This window comes from Paenalicyclobacillus macrosporangiidus (genome assembly GCF_900116805.1).
Taxonomy (GTDB): domain Bacteria; phylum Bacillota; class Bacilli; order Alicyclobacillales; family Alicyclobacillaceae; genus Alicyclobacillus_H; species Alicyclobacillus_H macrosporangiidus.
The window spans coordinates 86,615-103,693 of sequence record NZ_FPBV01000011.1; the positions used below are offsets into that span (position 1 = coordinate 86,615).

13 protein-coding genes are annotated in these 17,079 nt (G+C 62.5%); 6 read left to right on the plus strand and 7 right to left on the minus strand.

Features of this window, described 5'->3' with window-relative positions; genetic code table 11:
* Positions 1-121: 121 nt before the first annotated feature.
* The 4 genes from BM357_RS10715 to BM357_RS20710 all read right to left on the minus strand — a co-directional run bounded on the left by BM357_RS10715 (position 122) and on the right by BM357_RS20710 (position 4,249).
* The gene (locus BM357_RS10715) at positions 122-1,312 is read right to left on the minus strand and encodes a hypothetical protein (RefSeq protein ID WP_074952837.1); all 1,191 of its coding nucleotides are present in this window, start codon (positions 1,310-1,312) and stop codon (positions 122-124) included.
* Positions 1,309-2,082, minus strand: a complete 774-nt coding sequence (locus BM357_RS10720) for an ABC transporter ATP-binding protein (RefSeq protein WP_074952840.1) — start codon at positions 2,080-2,082, stop codon at positions 1,309-1,311. The genes BM357_RS10715 and BM357_RS10720 overlap by 4 nt, the downstream gene beginning before the upstream one ends.
* A gap of 276 nt (positions 2,083-2,358) precedes the next feature.
* Positions 2,359-3,720 carry a WD40/YVTN/BNR-like repeat-containing protein gene (locus BM357_RS19330; protein ID WP_139234665.1) on the minus strand — a complete coding sequence of 454 codons (1,362 nt, stop codon included), beginning with the start codon at positions 3,718-3,720 and terminating at the stop codon, positions 2,359-2,361.
* Entirely contained in the window at positions 3,710-4,249 is a 540-nt protein-coding gene (locus BM357_RS20710) for an RNA polymerase sigma factor (RefSeq protein ID WP_083430409.1), read from the minus strand. Before BM357_RS20710 ends, BM357_RS19330 begins: the two co-directional genes overlap by 11 nt.
* Before the next feature lie 202 nt (positions 4,250-4,451).
* Here BM357_RS20710 and BM357_RS19335 point away from each other — a divergent pair, with 202 nt between their 5' ends.
* Both BM357_RS19335 and lysA read left to right on the plus strand, forming a co-directional pair.
* A complete protein-coding gene (locus BM357_RS19335; protein ID WP_139234666.1) occupies positions 4,452-5,240 on the plus strand; it encodes a hypothetical protein in 789 nt (262 codons plus the stop codon).
* Between the two features lie 308 nt (positions 5,241-5,548).
* A complete protein-coding gene (lysA, locus tag BM357_RS10735; RefSeq protein WP_074952922.1) occupies positions 5,549-6,856 on the plus strand; it encodes a diaminopimelate decarboxylase in 1,308 nt (435 codons plus the stop codon).
* 14 nt (positions 6,857-6,870) lie between these two features.
* Here the strand turns inward: lysA and BM357_RS10740 are convergent, their stop codons facing one another.
* Positions 6,871-7,158 (minus strand): iron-sulfur cluster biosynthesis family protein, encoded by a 288-nt coding sequence (locus BM357_RS10740; RefSeq protein WP_074952849.1) that lies wholly within the window; start codon positions 7,156-7,158, stop codon positions 6,871-6,873.
* A 175-nt stretch (positions 7,159-7,333) separates the two neighbouring features.
* On the opposite strand from BM357_RS10740, the gene BM357_RS10745 reads away from it, so the two are divergent.
* Positions 7,334-8,857 (plus strand): fumarate hydratase, encoded by a 1,524-nt coding sequence (locus BM357_RS10745; RefSeq protein ID WP_074952851.1) that lies wholly within the window; start codon positions 7,334-7,336, stop codon positions 8,855-8,857.
* A 384-nt stretch (positions 8,858-9,241) separates the two neighbouring features.
* Here BM357_RS10745 and BM357_RS10750 read toward each other — a convergent pair whose 3' ends face one another.
* Positions 9,242-10,573, minus strand: a complete 1,332-nt coding sequence (locus tag BM357_RS10750) for an MATE family efflux transporter (protein WP_175511508.1) — start codon at positions 10,571-10,573, stop codon at positions 9,242-9,244.
* A gap of 259 nt (positions 10,574-10,832) precedes the next feature.
* Between BM357_RS10750 and BM357_RS10755 the strand changes: the two genes are divergently transcribed.
* The 3 genes from BM357_RS10755 to BM357_RS10765 are packed head-to-tail and all read left to right on the plus strand — an operon-like array spanning position 10,833 to position 15,445.
* Positions 10,833-12,656 carry a pyrimidine-nucleoside phosphorylase gene (locus tag BM357_RS10755; RefSeq protein ID WP_074952928.1) on the plus strand — a complete coding sequence of 608 codons (1,824 nt, stop codon included), beginning with the start codon at positions 10,833-10,835 and terminating at the stop codon, positions 12,654-12,656.
* A gap of 19 nt (positions 12,657-12,675) precedes the next feature.
* A complete protein-coding gene (pepF, locus tag BM357_RS10760) occupies positions 12,676-14,556 on the plus strand; it encodes an oligoendopeptidase F (protein ID WP_245783946.1) in 1,881 nt (626 codons plus the stop codon).
* A 40-nt stretch (positions 14,557-14,596) separates the two neighbouring features.
* Complete coding sequence (locus tag BM357_RS10765) at positions 14,597-15,445, plus strand: GNAT family N-acetyltransferase (RefSeq protein ID WP_074952854.1); 849 nt, start codon at positions 14,597-14,599, stop codon at positions 15,443-15,445.
* On the opposite strand, the gene BM357_RS10770 is transcribed toward BM357_RS10765, so the two are convergent.
* On the minus strand, positions 15,393-16,940 hold the full coding sequence (locus BM357_RS10770; RefSeq protein ID WP_074952857.1) for an ATP-binding protein: 1,548 nt from the start codon (positions 16,938-16,940) through the stop codon (positions 15,393-15,395). The two genes, BM357_RS10765 and BM357_RS10770, sit on opposite strands and share 53 nt — an antisense overlap.
* Between the last annotated feature and the right edge of the window lie 139 nt (positions 16,941-17,079).

Below are 17,079 nucleotides of genomic sequence, written 5' to 3' on the forward strand. Positions count from 1 at the left end.
GTCCGCGGCCGTCCTGCAAGATGACCTCATGCGTCCATGCGTGTATGCCTTCATGCCCTCATGCGTCCATTCTTTTATGCTTCCAAGCTGCCTGTTGGCGTCCGTACGCAGGTGGCATGCATCATCCACTGAGGCTGCGCGCCGCCCACACCAGGAGCCAGAACCCGCACATGCCCGCGAGCACTCCGGTGCGGCACCGATTTGCGGCCACGCGGAGCGTCCACGGATCGACGAATCCTTGACTCTGAATCGCCGTCTCCGCCTGGGGCCGGATGGAGATTTCCCACCATTGGTAAAACATGAATCCGCAGAAGCCTAAACAGACCAGTTTGACCCAGAGCAACGGCGCCACGGTCATGCTGGTCACCGCGACCACCGACAGCATCACGAAGTCGCGAAAGGTCCCCTTGCGGCGCAGCATCCGGATCAAAAGGAGCCACGCCACGGGGTGCAGGCGGCGGCCCATGAGGCGCTCCACCCATCGCACAACGGCGGCGGATATCCTTCTCATTCGGAACTGAACTTGAGCCGACGTGTCGAGATCCTTTGGCAGCAGTTGCGCGAGCAACGTATAGGGGCGCGCTTGAAAGAACGCATCCCATTCGGTCCGCAGAGCATATCTCATGGAGATGGCCATGACCAGGATGGTGAAACCGGCAAAAAGGAGGTCCGTGAGCCAAGGCCATCCGCCGAACACAAGCCGCAAGGTGAGCGCCACCGGCAGATACGAGAGGTAACGGCCCGCGTGATACAACAACCACCGCTTCCAGGTCAGGCGATCCCGCGCGTTCATCCATTGGCTCGCCAATCGCACGGCGGCTTCATAGCCGGCGAACACCACCAGCTCCCCGGCCCAGGCGCCGGCGGGCACATGACATGCGCGGACGAGCGGGATCGACAGGGTCCAAAGGATGAACACGGCCAGCAGGTGAAACAGCCACCGCTCCATCCAGAGGCACATCCACAACCACGACCGGCGAAGGGGAGACAACAGCACAAACAGACGATCCCCGCTCTCCAGCGGCAACGACATGTCTCCGTACCAGGAGACGTGCAGCGCCAGCAGCGCCAACGACAGCAGCGCGAGGACACCGGTGGAAAAGGGCAGGCCCAGGATCCAGTGATCTTGTGGAGCGGGGAGGGGCATGGTGTAGTACTTGTGCATTCCCCAAACGGCGGCCGCTGCGCCGGGCACAAGGATGTATAGAGCCGTCACCCAGTCAAACACGAGGCGAAACACAAGGGTCCAGAACTTCAGGCGGGAAATGATGCGCCTGCCCGACCAGGACGTGAGCACGACCAGGGCGTTCACGGCTGCACCGCCCTTCGCGCATGAAACAAGGCGATGAACAGATCTTCCAGCGAGGCAGCGGCGTTCCCCTGTGCAGCCCGCAATTCTTCCAGGGATCCCGCCGCAAACACTTCGCCGTCCATCATGAAGGCAAAACGCTGGCACATGCGCTCGGCCGAGTCCAACACGTGGGTGGAGAGCAGCACCGCGGCGCCGTCCAAGCGGGCGCGTTCGATCCACTCGCGCACCTGGCGGATTGCAATCACATCCAGGCCGATGAACGGTTCATCCACAATCAGCACGTCAAACGGAAACAGAAAAGCGGAGACCACCATCAATTTCTGCAGTGTCCCTTTTGAACACTGATGCGGGAACTTGGACAGGTGGGGTTCCAGTTGGAGCTGATGGACCAAATCTTCCATCCGGGCGTGCACCGTCGCATCCGATCCACCGGCCAACCCCCACAGCCTCATCTTCCACTCCAGATGTTCCGCCAGCGTCAAATCCGCATAGTACACCGGTTGCTCCGGAATATAGGCGAATTTTCGCTTGACCTCAAACGGGATCTCCTTGCCGTCGCCAAACGTGTACGGCTGCCCCCTGAACGCCATCTGGCCGCCGGTCACCGGATAGTAGCCCAACAACCCGCCGATGGTCGTGCTTTTCCCGGCCCCATTGGGGCCAATCAATCCGAGAATTTCACCGGCGTGGATGTCGAAGCTGACACCGCGGACAACCGGTGTGGACCCACGCGAGATGGTCACGTCGTGCACAGACAAAACCGCTGTCATTCCGGGCCTCCCTGGAAGTCTCACAGGATGGAGAGATGGTGGGGCCGGGCATCCGCGCATGGGACCACGGCGAATGCCATATTTGTCCTCTATCGTAGGAGAACGGTGGAATTTGGTCAACGAGTTGTGGCTTATCGAATTGCTCGGTTGGGAAAAGAGAGTGCATTGGATGGTGCCCAGGCCCCGGGAATGAAGGTACAGGATACCTGAACCTGAAAACCTACATGGCGAACCACGCATACGGCTGATGGTGTACTGGAGAAACGGCCACCGGTGTTACCGGTGGCCGTTTCCGATCAGAGTCCAGCTCGCACCGCCATCATGCGTTGTCCACAGTCCATTCTGTCCGACAGCGTATCCAGTGTTCGCGTCCACAAAGATCATGCTGGTTCCCTCAACAGGTACAGGTGCGCCTTCGTGCACAAGCAACAGTGTTCTCCCTCCGTCATTTGTCCTCACGAGGTTCCCTCCAATCCAAAACCAACCATGCGATTCGTCAGGAAATCCCCCTTCATACGTCGTTGACTTGGGCGTGAATGCCACACTCCCCAATTCACGAAACGTCCTTCCGAAATCGGTCGAACGATAGACGGTCAATGTCGCGGTTGACGGTGATCCGTCCGTTGACCAACCTGCTACCAAGACCACGCCGTTCGGGAACACGGTGGGAGGTATCAACTGTTTCAGCGTTGATGAGGGTGAGGCTGGCAATTGCACCCTCGACCATGTTCTTCCCCCATCCGTGGTTCGCATTAGGCTCGACATGGCGGACGGGCCATTTTCAGATGTGAACCCAATCTGTTCATTGATGAACCTTATCCAATTGAAGGAACTGTCATCGTTCAAATCTTGCATGCCCTGTGTGGTACTGACGAGCGTCCAATGCTTCCCACCATCCGTTGTGCGATAAATCTGTCTGGTGGGGGTTTCGTCAGCTTGTGGGTTAAACTTGGTCAGGACAAATCCGGTTTGTGGACTTACAAATTCGACGTCAATCGGAACTTCAAAAGTCGTCTTGGTTGGGATCACGGATTCTGTCCAAGTGGCTCCCCCGTCACCCGTCGCAAAAACTGTTGGATGTAAGACGGTCGCATTGTCATGCTGTGCGTCTGTAGACATCATCGAAACGACGACAAAACCATGCTTCGTATCGAGGAAGTGCACGATGGCTCCCTTCGCAGGTCCGACGTTTTGAGCATTTTTCGCAAGCTGGCTCGGCGTGACGTCGGTCCATGAATGCCCGCCATCCGTGGTTCGGAAGACACGGCTGCTCAATGTCCCAGCCACCGGAGCGGTTCCGTATCCTACCTGTGAGGACACCATTTGAATGTTTTGCAACCCCGGATTGGTTTCAAAGGGTGTCGTTAGTGAATTTTTTGTCGCATTCGAGCGGTCCGCCCCGGCAGGTTCGCGTAAGTTTATCCGGCTGTGTTGAATTACGGATGTCATGATGCCTGCCAGCACCACGGCACACACCGCAACACCCAGAGAAGCCATCGAGAGGCGACGACGGGGTTTCTGCGAGATCGGCCGACGCATTTGCTCTCGCAGCTTCAGTCGAATGCGTTCCTTTCGTTCGGCAGGAAGGTCCATCTGTCCAAGATGAGCAAGTTGTCGTTCGATATCCTTAAATTCCACTCGTCCCAGCCCCTTTCATGCAAGATTCCTCAAGGATCGAGCGGAGCATCTTGAGTGCCCGGTGAGCACAAGTTCGGACCTTTGACTCGCTCCAGCCAAGCACGATCGCAGTATCGTGGACTGAGCATGCCTCCACGTAACGAAGGATAATCACTTGTCGGTATTTTGCCGGGAGTTTCAAGATCAACTCTTCCATTTCGATACGCGCCAGCGGATCATGCTGGACCGCTATTTGACAGTCCGCAATGTCAAGATACTTGGGTCTCCGTTTTGTTCTGCGAAGCTGGTCGATCACGTAGTTCCGAGCCATACGTAACAACCAGGTCTTTGCACTCGCTTGACCTCGAAACTGGTGCCATGATTTGTACGCCCGATAAAATATTTCTTGTATGATATCGTCGATATCCGGACTGTCCCCAATCATGTAGCGTACAAAGCGGTACACATCGCTTGCGTATGAATCAAACAGTTCTTCAATTGCGGTCTCGGGATTTCCATCCATTCCCCCCGTTGCACCTCCTGACAACATTGACGAAACTTGGCTTCCATTCGTCGCAATGATGCCTTAGCTCAACAGTGAGAGTGGCGACGCCGGCTTGGTGATCCCCAGAAAGTGCTCATTCAAAGCACAAGATTCCCGTTCATTGAGAATCTTGTGCTTTTTTCTGTTGACACCATGGAATCTTGTTTTAGAACATTGAGATGGATCATGCGAATGGGGAGGGGGATCGGTGAAATCACAAAACCTTTGGTTGCTTGTTGCGACCAGTCTAACGTTTTTATCGGGTTGTTCAAGACTTGAATCCACCAGCTCTCCCACCGTTGCAGTCAACTCTGCGTCCAGGTCAATGCCCAACAGTACTTCCAGTTTCACTCCAACGAAGTTGGTAACTGTGACTGTAGGAACCACGGAATATCGGATAGCGGCTCCCAACGGAGAATCTGAAACATTCCTAAAAGCTCAAATTGCACCGATGTCAAATGGTGCGGTGTGGGTAAGAATACCGCACTTGGACGCGATGAACGGCCGTCCGGACCAACCCTATGCCTTGTATCTGAGTAAAAAAGGCGAGACCACACTGACGCCCGACAAGGCGAAACTGTTGTTGACGGAACCGTTATATGTGATCCAAAACGGCCAAAAAGAATATATCGAAGTGTCCTCCGTCTCCGCCACAAACGGAGTCGTGCTCTATAATGTGTTCTACATTGTACCGGATGCACCACAGCCATTCGGTCCTGAATTATGGATGTTTGATACAAACACCAACAAGAATACAAAAATTACGGACTATCGAGTGGCTAGTGGATATCATTTCAGTTATGGTGCCAGCGACGGTTATCTTGTCTATGACAAGCAGATGCCCAATGCATCAGCAGGCTTGGATCATGCGATTGTGGTGTTGAATTTAAACACGGGACAAAAGGTGCCTGTGAGTCCGAAAATCGAGTCGAATGGGACTGTAAAATTCACCATCAATGGTCGAGACACTTCAGTTCAGCTAACGAGTGTTGGATAATCCGTGCGCAGCGTAGAACACATCCTATATGGATGCGATTCTTACTCAATCGGACCCCCTCTTCCGCGGTCCCCGTCTTCCTGAGCATTGTGCCAATAAAAATTTGCCCCGATCCCGCCGCTTTCGCCGCCCACAAACTTTCCACGGCCGGGTGCCCGCTTCCGTGTTATACTTATGGCTTATAAAAGCACAGCACAGAGGAGCGGAGCGGAGTGCGCACAGAGACACCCCAGCAGGAGTGGACGGAGTTGGAGCCACAACACCCGGAGGATGACGAGGTGCGGCGCGACCCGGCGTGCGCCGTGCGTGTGCCGCTACGCGGCACGATGCGGATTGGGCCGGAGGGACACCTGTGGATCGGCGGGTGCGACACCGTGGAGTTGGCGCGGCGATTCGGGACCCCGTTGTTCGTCTACGACGAGACGCTCATCCGTGATCGCATCCGGGCGTTCCACCAGGCGTTCCGGGAGACCGGTCTGACCTACGAGATCGCTTACGCGGCGAAGGCGTTCTGCACGCTGGCGATGTGCGAACTTGCGGCGGAGGAAGGACTGGCGGTGGACGCCGTCTCTGGCGGGGAACTGTTGACGGCGCTGCGCGCGGGTGTGGAACGGCAGCGGATCCACCTGCACGGCAACAACAAGACGCAGGCCGAGCTGGAGCTGGCGGTGCGCAGCGGGATCGGATACATTATCGTTGACAACTTTGTCGAGCTGGAGATGCTGGACGCGGTGGCCGCGGCGGCGGGCGCGACGGTGGATGTGCTGCTGCGCGTGGCGCCGGGAATTGAGGCCCACACGCACGAGTATATCTCGACCGGCCAGCAGGACAGCAAGTTCGGATTCGACTGGGAGAACGGACAGGCCCGGGAAGCGGTGCGGCGGGTGGCGGCCTGCCGGCATCTGCGTTGCATCGGGTTGCATTCGCACATCGGATCGCAGATCTTTGACGCGGGCGGATTCGTCAAGGCGATTGAGCGGGTCACAGAACTGTATGCCGAAGGGGTGGCGCTGGGCCTGCCGTTGCGCGTGCTGAACGTGGGCGGCGGATTTGGCATCCGCTACACGGCCGAGGACGATCCGGAGCCCATTCGCCGGCAGATCCACACCATCGTGGATGCGGTGAGATCGGCGTTCGCGGTGCACAGGCTGCCGCTGCCCGAGGTGGCGGTGGAGCCAGGTCGCAGCATCGTCGGCGAAGCGGGGACGACGCTGTACACGGTCGGGACGCACAAGTTGATCCCGGGGGTGCGCAACTATGTCTCCGTCGACGGCGGGATGACGGACAACCCGCGGCTCGCATTGTACGGGGCGAAGTACGAGGCGCTGCTGGCCAACCGGGCGGTGGATGCGCCGACAGGGGTCTGGGCGGTCGCGGGCAAGTGCTGCGAGAGCGGAGATATGTTGATCTGGGAGGCGCCGCTGCCGGATCCGCGCCCGGGGGACATCCTCGCGGTGTTCTGCACGGGGGCGTACAACTACTCCATGGCCAGCCATTACAACCGCAACCCCATCCCGGCGGTGGTGTTCGTCCGGGACGGGGAGGCGACTGTCGTGGTCGAGCGCGAGACGTGGGAGGATCTGCTGCGGCAGGATCGGCCGCTGCGCCGGGGCTGATGGGGCTGGGCGGATCAGCAGCATCCTCCGCGCAGCGACCGGAACACCAGTTCCGGACCCTCCCACGACTCCTCGCAGTCCAGCACGAGGTCTTCCATTAAATATGCGAGATTCGACGGGTACACGAACGGGATGCCTTCGACGTCGATCCGCGTGTCGTGCGCTGAAGCGGACTCCTCCAGAACCGCGAAGTACCGGGGTCCGCTACACCCAGGAGCGATGTGGATGCGAATGAGCGATCCCGGTTCCTGCGCCAGCACAGCTTGCAGAAATCGTTGGGCCGCCGCGGTCATTTGGAGCATGGCCGACCTCCTCTCCGAGGAGCAAATCTACCCCTGCCCGCATTGTACGCCAATTGCGCCGCGGGGCCAACGCTTCGATGGGAACCGCGGAGCCGGTTCCCCTTTCCTGTTCTGGCGCCGGTCCGAGGTAGAGGTGATATAATGAGGGGCGAACGCACACAAGGAGGCATCCGACATGAGCGCGATTCGCGATAGTCTCGTCCGCTTGATCACCGAGACCTCCACCAACCTGCCCCCGGATGTCCGTCGGGCCATCAAGCGGGCTCAGCTTCAGGAGGAAGTGGGCACCCGCGCAGCGCTGGCGCTCAATACCATCATCGACAACATTATCTCGGCGGAAGAGGACGTACAACCCATCTGCCAGGATACGGGCATGCCGACGTTTATCGTGCATACACCGGTCGGCTACAACCAAATTGAACTCGAGAAGGAGATCCGCGCGGCCACGGCGGAGGCCACGCGGCTTGGGAAACTGCGTCCCAATTCGGTCGATCCGCTGACCGGCAAAAACTCCGGCGACAACCTGGGTCCCGGCACCCCGGTGGTGCACTTCCACCAGTGGGAGCGGGACGACGTCGAGATCAAACTGATTCTCAAAGGCGGCGGATGTGAGAACAAGAACATCCAGTACGCCCTGCCCACCGACCTGCCGGGCCTCGGCCGTGCGGGCCGCGATCTCGACGGCATTCGCAAATGCATCCTCCACGCCGTCTACCAGGCGCAGGGTCAAGGCTGCAGCGCCGGGTTCATCGGGGTCGGCATCGGCGGGGATCGCACGAGCGGATACGAGTTGGCCAAGGAGCAACTGTTCCGTCCCCTCGAGGACACCAACCCGAACCCGGTGTTGGCGGAGCTGGAGGAGTACATCCTGAAGACCGCCAACCAGTTGGACATCGGAACGATGGGCTTCGGCGGCAAGGTCACCTTGCTCGGCTGCAAGATCGGCGTGATGAACCGGATTCCGGCGAGCTTCTACGTCTCCGTGGCGTACAACTGCTGGGCGTTCCGGCGCCTCGGCATCGTCGTTGACGCTAAGACCGGGGAAATCAAAGAGTGGCTCTATCGCGACAAGCCCGAGGCGATGGAGCGCCCGCAGGGTGGATTTGATGTCAAGAACGCCATTGTCCTGCGCGCCCCCATCTCGGAGGAGCAGATCCGCTCGCTCAAGGTGGGCGACGTGGTGCTCATCGAAGGCGAGATTCACACAGGTCGCGACGAGATCCACAAGTACCTCATGAAGCACGACGCACCGGTGGATCTGCGGGGCGGCATCATCTACCACTGCGGCCCGGTGATGCTCAAGGACGAGCAGGGCAACTGGCAGGTCAAGGCGGCAGGCCCGACCACCAGCTCGCGCGAGGAGCCCTATCAGGCGGACATCATCGAGAAGTTCGGTATCCGGGCGGTCATCGGCAAGGGCGGCATGGGGGCCAAGACCCTGGCCGGCCTGCAGAAGTCGGGCGCGGTGTACCTGAACGCCATCGGGGGTGCGGCCCAGTACTACGCCCGGTGCATCAAGAAGGTCAACGGGGTCGACCTGCTCGAGCAATTCGGTATCCCGGAGGCCATGTGGCACCTGGAGGTGGAGGCGTTCCCCGCGATCGTCACCATGGACGCCCACGGCAACTCCTTGCACAAGGATGTCGCCGATCACTCGCTCGTGAAGCTGGAGGATCTCAAGGAGCCGGTGTTCGTGTGAGTCGGGAGCCAGCGATTGCGTGAATCGGGAGCCGGTGTTCGCGCGAGTCGCGGACGACGCCGAGCGCCCGCCAGCGCCCGTCCCCTGGATGCAGGGGGACGGGCGCTTTGCATTTCGAAATGGCCATCGTGGACAATCCATCAACCCATTGATCCCCCATTCCCCCCATTCACACCCCATTGGCAACCCATTCCCCCATTCCCACGCAGATCACGATGTGACCCGTCGTGCAGAGCCGGGCTGTGCCAAGGTAGGCCCCGTGCGGTGCCAACCACACGGGACGGGCGGACCCCAGGGCCGTGGGGGCTTTATTGGCCTCGGACACCCGACGGCCACCGCCGGAGCCTTCCGCCGCCGAGCCCCTTCCGTCACCCGTGCCCTTCATTAACTCGGGTTTCCGCCGAAACGTCGGCGAACCGCCGACCACATGCGCAGGTAGGGCGCCAGGTCGGTCCGCCTGATGCGGTACAAGCCGGACGGATGGACGCGGGTGACGCGGCCGAACCAGATGATGTAGATGACGAACGAGATCGCGTACGACAGGGTGGAGGCGATGGCGCCGCCCACCATGCCGAGGGTGGGTAGCAGGATCAGGCAGGCGGCGGCGTTGACCAACGCTGACACGCCGTTCATCCAGATGGACGTCTTCGGCTGGCCGAGGGCGTTGGTGGCGTATTGGATCACGATGTTACTCGCGGCCTTGACCACGAGCCCGGGCAGGAGGATGAAGAACGGCACAATGGCCGCCCCGTACCCGGGATAGGCGACCAGGATGAGCCATGGGAAGGTCGCGAACATCGCGATCGCGACCAAGGCCGAGGACAGCAACGTGTGCCGGCAGGACAGCTCCGTCGCCGCGATGGCGTCTCGTTGGTCAGTTCCCGTCATCCGCCGGAACATCACCGACTGGATGGAACCCGAGATGTTCAGGAGCACCTCCGAGGCGACGACGGCGATGCCGTACACAGACGCCTCGGTGGCGGGCAGGAAGTGGTACACCAGCCAGAAGTCCATGCGGTAGTTGAGGATGTTGACCACCTGGGCGATGGACGACCATCCGCCGTATTGCCAGGTGCCCCGCCAGTGCCGAGGGTGCAGCCGCCAGGACCATCCGTGTGGCATGCCGAGGCGCCGGTAGGCGATGACCATGGTCAGGCCCGCCGCCAATGCGAAACTGGCGATCCACGCGGCATAGGCTCCCGTGAGCCGGGCGGCGTCTCTTTCCGCGTAGGGCAAGGCGAACAACCCGCCGACGAACAGCAGGAAGATCAGCGGTTGCAGGGTGTTCACCCGGTTCAACCAGGAAATCTCGTCCGCCGCTTGAAGCAGGCGCGATCCGTACCCGAAGATGAAGGTGAGCGGCATGCACAACAGCGCCCACCGCCACGGTCGATCCCCGTCGCCTCCGAACCCTCCCGCAAGGAAGCTGGCACCCGCCACCAGCAGGACGACGATGCTCGCGAGGCCCACGAACAGATTCCCTGTCTGTACCACGCCCCGGGCATCCTCCGGGTGCTTGGGCAGCGCGTAGGCGTAATAATTGGTGAATCCGCCGACAAACGTCATCCCCGTCTGGGCGACGGTGCCGGCGAACTGGAATTCAACGCGATCCGCTTTGGAGAGCGCCCACGCCAGGGCGGCGCTGCTCAAGAAGCCGAGCCCCGACAGGACACCCTTGTAGATCATGGTGAACAAGGTGGTGCGTGAGGTGCTCACGCCCGTCCCTCCTTCTCTGTGCCTCCCCGGTGCAGCTCTGGCCAAGCCCCGCCAATTTGCACGCGGGTCCCGGACTGGCCGGCACCCTCCGGCTCTGGCCCGCGCTGTCCGGCTCTGGCCAAGCCCTGCCCGTTGGAGGCGTCGACGTTCTGAAAGTACCACGGGTGCGCAGGCTCGGCAAGGTTGGAGAAATAGGCATGTGTCTGCCGACTGTGGTATGATCCGGGAAAACGCGTGCATCGCGATGAGGGTGTTGCCGATGCGGATGTACGACCTCATTCACAAAAAACGCACCGGGCAGGTGCTGGTACGCAGCGAGATTGAGTGGATGGTCGACGCGTACGTCCGGGGAGAGGTGCCGGATGAGCAGATGAGCGCGTTCGCCATGGCGGTCGTCTGGCGCGGGATGACCGACGAGGAGACGACCGACCTCACCCTGGCGATGGCCAAATCGGGTCATGTGCTCGATCTCTCGTCCATTCCGGGCGTCAAGGTCGACAAACACAGCACGGGCGGCGTGGGGGACACCACCACCCTGGTGCTGGCGCCGCTGGTGGCTTCGGTCGGGGTGCCGGTGGCCAAGATGTCGGGCCGCGGTCTGGGGCACACGGGCGGCACCATCGACAAGCTGGAGTCCATCCCGGGATTCTCCTGCGAGCTGTCGATGGAGGCGTTCCTTGACCAGGTGCGCCGCATCGGCGTCGCGGTGGCCGCCCAGACGGCGGAACTGGCGCCGGCGGACAAGAAGCTGTACGCGCTGCGCGACGTGACGGACACGGTGGAATCCATCCCGCTCATCGCGAGTTCCGTCATGAGCAAGAAGATCGCGAGCGGCGCCGACGCCATCGTCCTCGACGTCAAGGTGGGGGCGGGCGCGTTCATGAAAGACCTGGACCAGGCGCGGCGGCTCGCGCGGACGATGGTGTCCATCGGCCAGTTGGCCGGGCGGCGGACGGTCGCCGTGCTGACCAATATGGACGAACCCCTGGGGCACGCCGTCGGCAACGCGCTGGAGGTTCGCGAGGCTGTGCTCACGCTGCGCGGGCAGGGGCCGCCGGATCTGACGGAACTTTGCCTTACCTTGGGCACGGAGATGGTCCTCCTGGCGGGCAAGGCGAAGGAAGCGGCGGCAGCCCGCGCGATGTTGGAGCGGGCCTTGGCGGACGGCAGCGCCCTCGCGAAGTGGAAGGAATTCGTCCGGGCGCAGGGCGGCGATGACCGTGTCGCGGACGATCTCTCACTCCTGCCAAAGGCGCCGGTCGTCCGCCCCCTGCACGCATGGGCGGACGGCGTGGTGACCGGGATGCAGGCGGAGGAGATTGGGCTTATCGCCATGCGCCTCGGCGCTGGCCGGGCGAAACATGGGGATGCCATCGATCCCGCCGTCGGCATTGTGCTGCACCGCAAGGTGGGCGATCCGGTGGTCCGGGGCGAGGTGGTGGCGGAGATCCACGCCGCGAGCGAAGCGGCGGCGGAGGAGGCAGCGCGCGGGCTTCGCGGGTGCATCACCCTGGCGGCGGGCCATCCGTTCACGCCTCCGCTGGTCCTGGAGATCATCCGGGCCGGCACTGCGGCGGAGGGGCCGACGTCCGGGGCGGTCTATCCCGCAGGAGGCCATGCGTCGGCAGACGAGGCCACTCCCCGAACAGCGACGGCCCCCGGCGAGGCCCTCGACGAGGCCCTGCTGGCCGCGGCGCGGGGGGCCATGCAGCACGCCTACGCACCCTACTCCCGGTTCCCCGTGGGGGCGGCGCTGCGATTGTCCGACGGGACAGTGGTCACCGGTGCGAATGTGGAGAACGCCTCGTACGGGCTGACGAACTGTGCGGAGCGCACGGCCCTGTTTCAGTGGGCCGCCTCGCCGGCCCGGGCTGAGGGAATCCGGGTGGTGGCGGTGGCGGTGATGGCGGACAGTCCCGATCCGGTCGCGCCCTGCGGCGCGTGCCGGCAGGTGCTGGCCGAGTTCTGCAGCCCCGAGACGCCGGTGTGGCTGGCGAACACGGACGGTGCCGTCCGGCGGACGACAGTCGGGGAGCTGTTGCCGGATGCATTTGGGCCCGCGCAGATGGCGGGCGGTCGATGAGGCGAATGGAGGGTGTGGCGTGAGGAATCGAACGATGCTTGGCATGGTGGAGGATATCCGCAGAGAGGCGGACGGCGAAGCCGGAGGCGTGAACTGCGGCGCGGGGCAGTTGCCCCTGCGCAGCGAGGTGGAAGACCGGTACAAGTGGCGGCTGGAAGACATCTACCCGGATGAAGACTGTTGGGAGGCGGACGCGAAACAAGTCCTCGAGGACGTCCGGAAACTGGCGTCGCTGAAGGGACGGCTGACGGCATCCGCAGCGACCCTGCTCGAGGGGCTGAAGCTGCAGGACCAGGTCAACGAGCGGCTGTCCCGGTTGTTCGTGTACGCGAAGATGCGGCGGGACGAGGACAACGCCAATCCGAAGTACCAGGCGTTGACGGATCGGGCGACGTCCATCGCGGTGCAGGTGGACAGCGAGAAGGCGTTCGTCGTGCCGGAGATCCTGGCCACGCCGGAGGAGACTCTGCGCGCGTATGTGGAGCAGGAACCGGGCCTCGCGCTGTACCGGTTCTACCTGGAACAGTTGATCCGCCAGAAACCGCACGTCCTCTCGGCGGAACAGGAGCAGCTCTTGGCCGGCACGGGAGAGATGGCGAGCGCGCCGAGCCACATCTTCAGCATGTTCAATGACGCGGACATCCAGTTCCCCGTGATTGAGGACGAATCGGGCAAACCGGTTCAACTCACGCACGGGCGCTACATGCAGATGTTGCAGAGCCGCGACCGGCGGGTGCGCCGGGAGGCCTTCGAGGGCGTGCTCGAGACGTACCGGAAGAACCGCAACACGCTCGCCGCCATCTATTCCGCGAGCGTGAAAAAGGACCTGTTCTACGCGCAGGTGCGCCGTTACCCAGGGGCGCTCGAGGCCGCCCTCGACGAGGACGACGTTCCGGTCGCGGTGTACGACAACCTGATTGCCGCCGTGCGCGAGTCCTTGCCGGCGTTGCACAAGTACCTGGCGCTGCGCAAGCGGGTACTCGGGCTCGACGAGCTGCACATGTACGACCTGTACACGCCGCTCGTGCCCGATTTGGACGTCAAGATCCCGTACGATCAGGCGGTGGAGACGGTCAAGGAGGCCATCCGCCCGCTCGGCGAGGAGTATCAGCGGGTCGCCGCCGAAGGGCTGGCGTCCGGCTGGGTGGACGTGTTTGAGACGCGCGGCAAGACGAGCGGCGCGTATTCCTGGGCGACCTACGGGGTGCATCCGTATATCCTGCTCAACCACCAGGATACGCTCAACGACATGTTCACGCTGGCGCACGAGCTGGGTCACGCGATGCATTACTACTACTCCATGAACGCGCAGCCGTTCGTGTACGCCAACTACACCATTTTCGTGGCCGAGGTGGCTTCGACCTGCAACGAGGCGTTGCTGACGCATCACCTGCTCGAGACGACGGACGATCCGAAGATGCGGGCATACCTCATCAACCACCACCTGGAGACGCTGCGCGGGACCTTGTTCCGCCAGACGATGTTCGCGGAGTTCGAGAAGCTGGTGCATCGCCATGCTCAGGAGGGCGGGGCGCTGACGCCGGAGTGGCTGTGCGAGACCTACTATCAACTGGTGAGCGACTACTTCTCGGCGGAGTGCACGGTGGATCGCCCGATTGAGATGGAGTGGGCGCGCATTCCGCACTTCTACAGCGCGTTCTACGTGTACAAGTACGCTACCGGCATTTCAGCGGCGACCGCGCTGTCGCAGAAGATCCTGCGCGAAGGCGAGCCGGCGGTGGAGGCGTACCTGTCCTTCCTGAAAGGCGGGGCGTCCGATTATCCCATTCCCCTCCTGCGCCGGGCGGGGGTCGACATGGAGTCGCCGGAGCCGGTGCGGGAGACTCTGCGCCTGTTCACGCGATTGGTGGACGATCTCGCCGCCTTGCTGCAGGCGTAACACTGGCAGACCGGGAGCGCGAGGTTGGGGAGGGATGGCTGTGGACGGCAGAAGGGCGCGCCGAGCGGTGTTGGTGATCTCCGTCTTCATCGCCTTCGCCTCCTTCGCCATCTGGGGCTGGCGGCGCGCGTACGGCCTCGCGCCGCCGCTGTGGGACGAGGTGGCGATGGCGTATGGCGGGGTGTTCTGCGTCTTTTGGTTCTTCGACGAGATCAGCCGCCAGGCGAGCATCCGGCGGCGGGAGCGGGCGCGCGTCCGTCCGCGCCCGTCCGCAGCCGCGTCTCCCGGCCAGCGCGTCGTCGCCGCGTCCGGGCGGGGGACGGCGTCGGTGCGGCTGGATCGCGTTCGCCCGGAGCAGGAAGGAATGCTCCAATCCCTGCTCGACGATCTCGCCGAGGAGGTCTGGGCCCTCGAGGGACGGCGCCCCCCTGCCGGACCGGACGGGGCGCCCTTGGGATGGTCCGCAAGGGCCTGGAGGGCGGAGGGGGTGCACGCGTTTTTCATCCTCGCCACCTTCGGAGGCGAGGCCGAGGAACTCGCAGGGATGTGCGCGGTCGGCGCGGGATCGCACGGGGCGGAGATCCGGGGGATCTACGTTCTGCCCGCTTGGCGGAGAAGCGGGCTGGGCGGACAAGCCCTGGAGAAACTGCTTGAGTTCGTGCGCTTGGCGAACCTGGGCGATGCGGCGTCGGTCCGGCTGTCCCGCAACAACGCCCGTGCGCAGCGTTTCTTCACCAAGCACGGGTTCGCCGCGGCGGTGTCCGTGACGAGTGCCCGGGAGGATGAGGCCGCCGCATGGGTCACCTGGGAGCGGCCCGTCGCGCAAGTGCATCCGCTCAAATGGGAGCGTTCGGAAGAGATTGCACCGCCTGGTGCAACTCCAAGGTGACCAGGGTGCCCTCTCCGGGCCGGCTGCTGATGCGGACATCGCCGCCGTGCCGTTCCATGATCTGCTTGGTGACCGTCAACCCGAGTCCGGTGCCGGTGGTTTTGGTGGTGTAGTACGGTTGAAAGAGGCGAGCCATCTGTTCGGGGGTCATGCCGCAACCGGTGTCCGCCACTTCCACCGTCACCAGGCCGGCCTGCACATGCAGGCGCAGGCGGACCGTGTCCTTCGGTTTGCAGGCCTGAAACGCATTCTGCAAGAGGTTGAGGACGACCTGCTTGAGCTGATTGGCGTCTCCCCACACCCAGGCGTCGTTGACCTCCAGCTCCGTCTCCAGCGTCACGTTTGACAACGCCGCCTGCGGGGAGATGAATTCCGCAACCTCCTTCAGGGCGGCGGCGAGGTCGACCAGTCCGAACACGGATTGCCCCGGTTTGGCGAGCGACATGAAGTCCGTGACCAGCCGCTGGATGCGGTCCAGCTCGTCGATGGTCAGGCGCAGGAAGCGCCGGTCCGTCTCGTCGCACAACCGCTCCAGGAACAGCTGCAGGAACCCGCGGGCGGTCGTCAGCGGATTGCGGATCTCGTGGGCAATGCCGGCGGCGAGCGAGGTCAGCACCGACCACTTTTCGGCGTCCAGGATGCGCGACTCCAGTTTCTTGTGGTTCGTGATGTCTTTGAAGATCGCCAGTTTGCAGCGCAGATACCCCCGGTGATCGGTCAGGGACCGCACGTTGGCCACATACGTCCGATCGCCCAGCGACACCTCCAGCTCGTACTGATCCGGCAACTGCGCGATGTGGATCATCGCATCCCGGATCTCCTCCGTCACCGGAATCGGGTGGCGCTCCTCCAGCATCCGGTTGCGGGTGTCCAGAACGAGCACGTGACAGTCCAGATGGCTGACCAGGCTTCGAAACACGCGCAGGATGTCCTGGCGGGATTCCTCCAATTGCCAGACGTGATACACGGACGACGCCAGTGATTCGGCGAGCGAGGCCAGCATGGACCCGGGGAAGGCCGCGTCGGCGATCACGGCCAAGGCCCCCGCCAGCGGCCCGCGATCTCCCCGCACGGGCGATCCGGCTCCGGCCAAACCCGCCCAGGGGGCCGCGGGATCGGCCGGGATGTAAACGGTCTCCCCCTCCGCGAGGGCGGTGCCGAGCGGATTGCGCCCAAGTTCCTGCTCCGATACGTCCGTCCCCACATCCAGACCGCTGGCGTGCAGGGTCTGCAGGGTGTCCGAGGGGCCGGCGAGATCGAACACCTTGGCGTCCCGGTCGCAGATGGCGATGGCCGCGATGCCCGCCTGCGGTCTCCTTTGGAATGCCGCCGTCTGTTTGCGGAATGCCTTGAGAAGATTCAGGTTCTTCCGGACCAAATCGTCGTTTTGCAGAAACCCGGAGAGGCCCTCCCCCAGCTCCGGCAGACGGGTGCCAAAAACCGGGGCGCTGCCCAGGAGGGCTTGTCCCGGAGCTCTTGTCGACGGATGGCGCATGTTTTATTCACACCCTTACGCGCGCCTGCGCGCGCGAGTCATCCCGAACCGAAAGTGATTAATCTTATTATCTTCACTTTATTGTCAGCGAACAAGCGAATTCGCGCCGGATCGGAGGCTGTCCACAAAAGTAGACAGG

Bases quoted from the DNA above. Each gene is read 5' to 3' on its own strand.
- BM357_RS10720 (WP_074952840.1), bottom strand. From the start codon at position 2,082: ATGACAGCGGTTTTGTCTGTGCACGACGTGACCATCTCGCGTGGGTCC.
- BM357_RS20710 (WP_083430409.1), bottom strand. From the start codon at position 4,249: ATGTTGTCAGGAGGTGCAACGGGGGGAATGGATGGAAATCCCGAGACC.
- BM357_RS10740 (WP_074952849.1), bottom strand. From the start codon at position 7,158: ATGCTCCAAATGACCGCGGCGGCCCAACGATTTCTGCAAGCTGTGCTG.
- BM357_RS10745 (WP_074952851.1), top strand. From the start codon at position 7,334: ATGAGCGCGATTCGCGATAGTCTCGTCCGCTTGATCACCGAGACCTCC.
- BM357_RS10755 (WP_074952928.1), top strand. From the start codon at position 10,833: ATGCGGATGTACGACCTCATTCACAAAAAACGCACCGGGCAGGTGCTG.
- BM357_RS10770 (WP_074952857.1), bottom strand. From the start codon at position 16,940: ATGCGCCATCCGTCGACAAGAGCTCCGGGACAAGCCCTCCTGGGCAGC.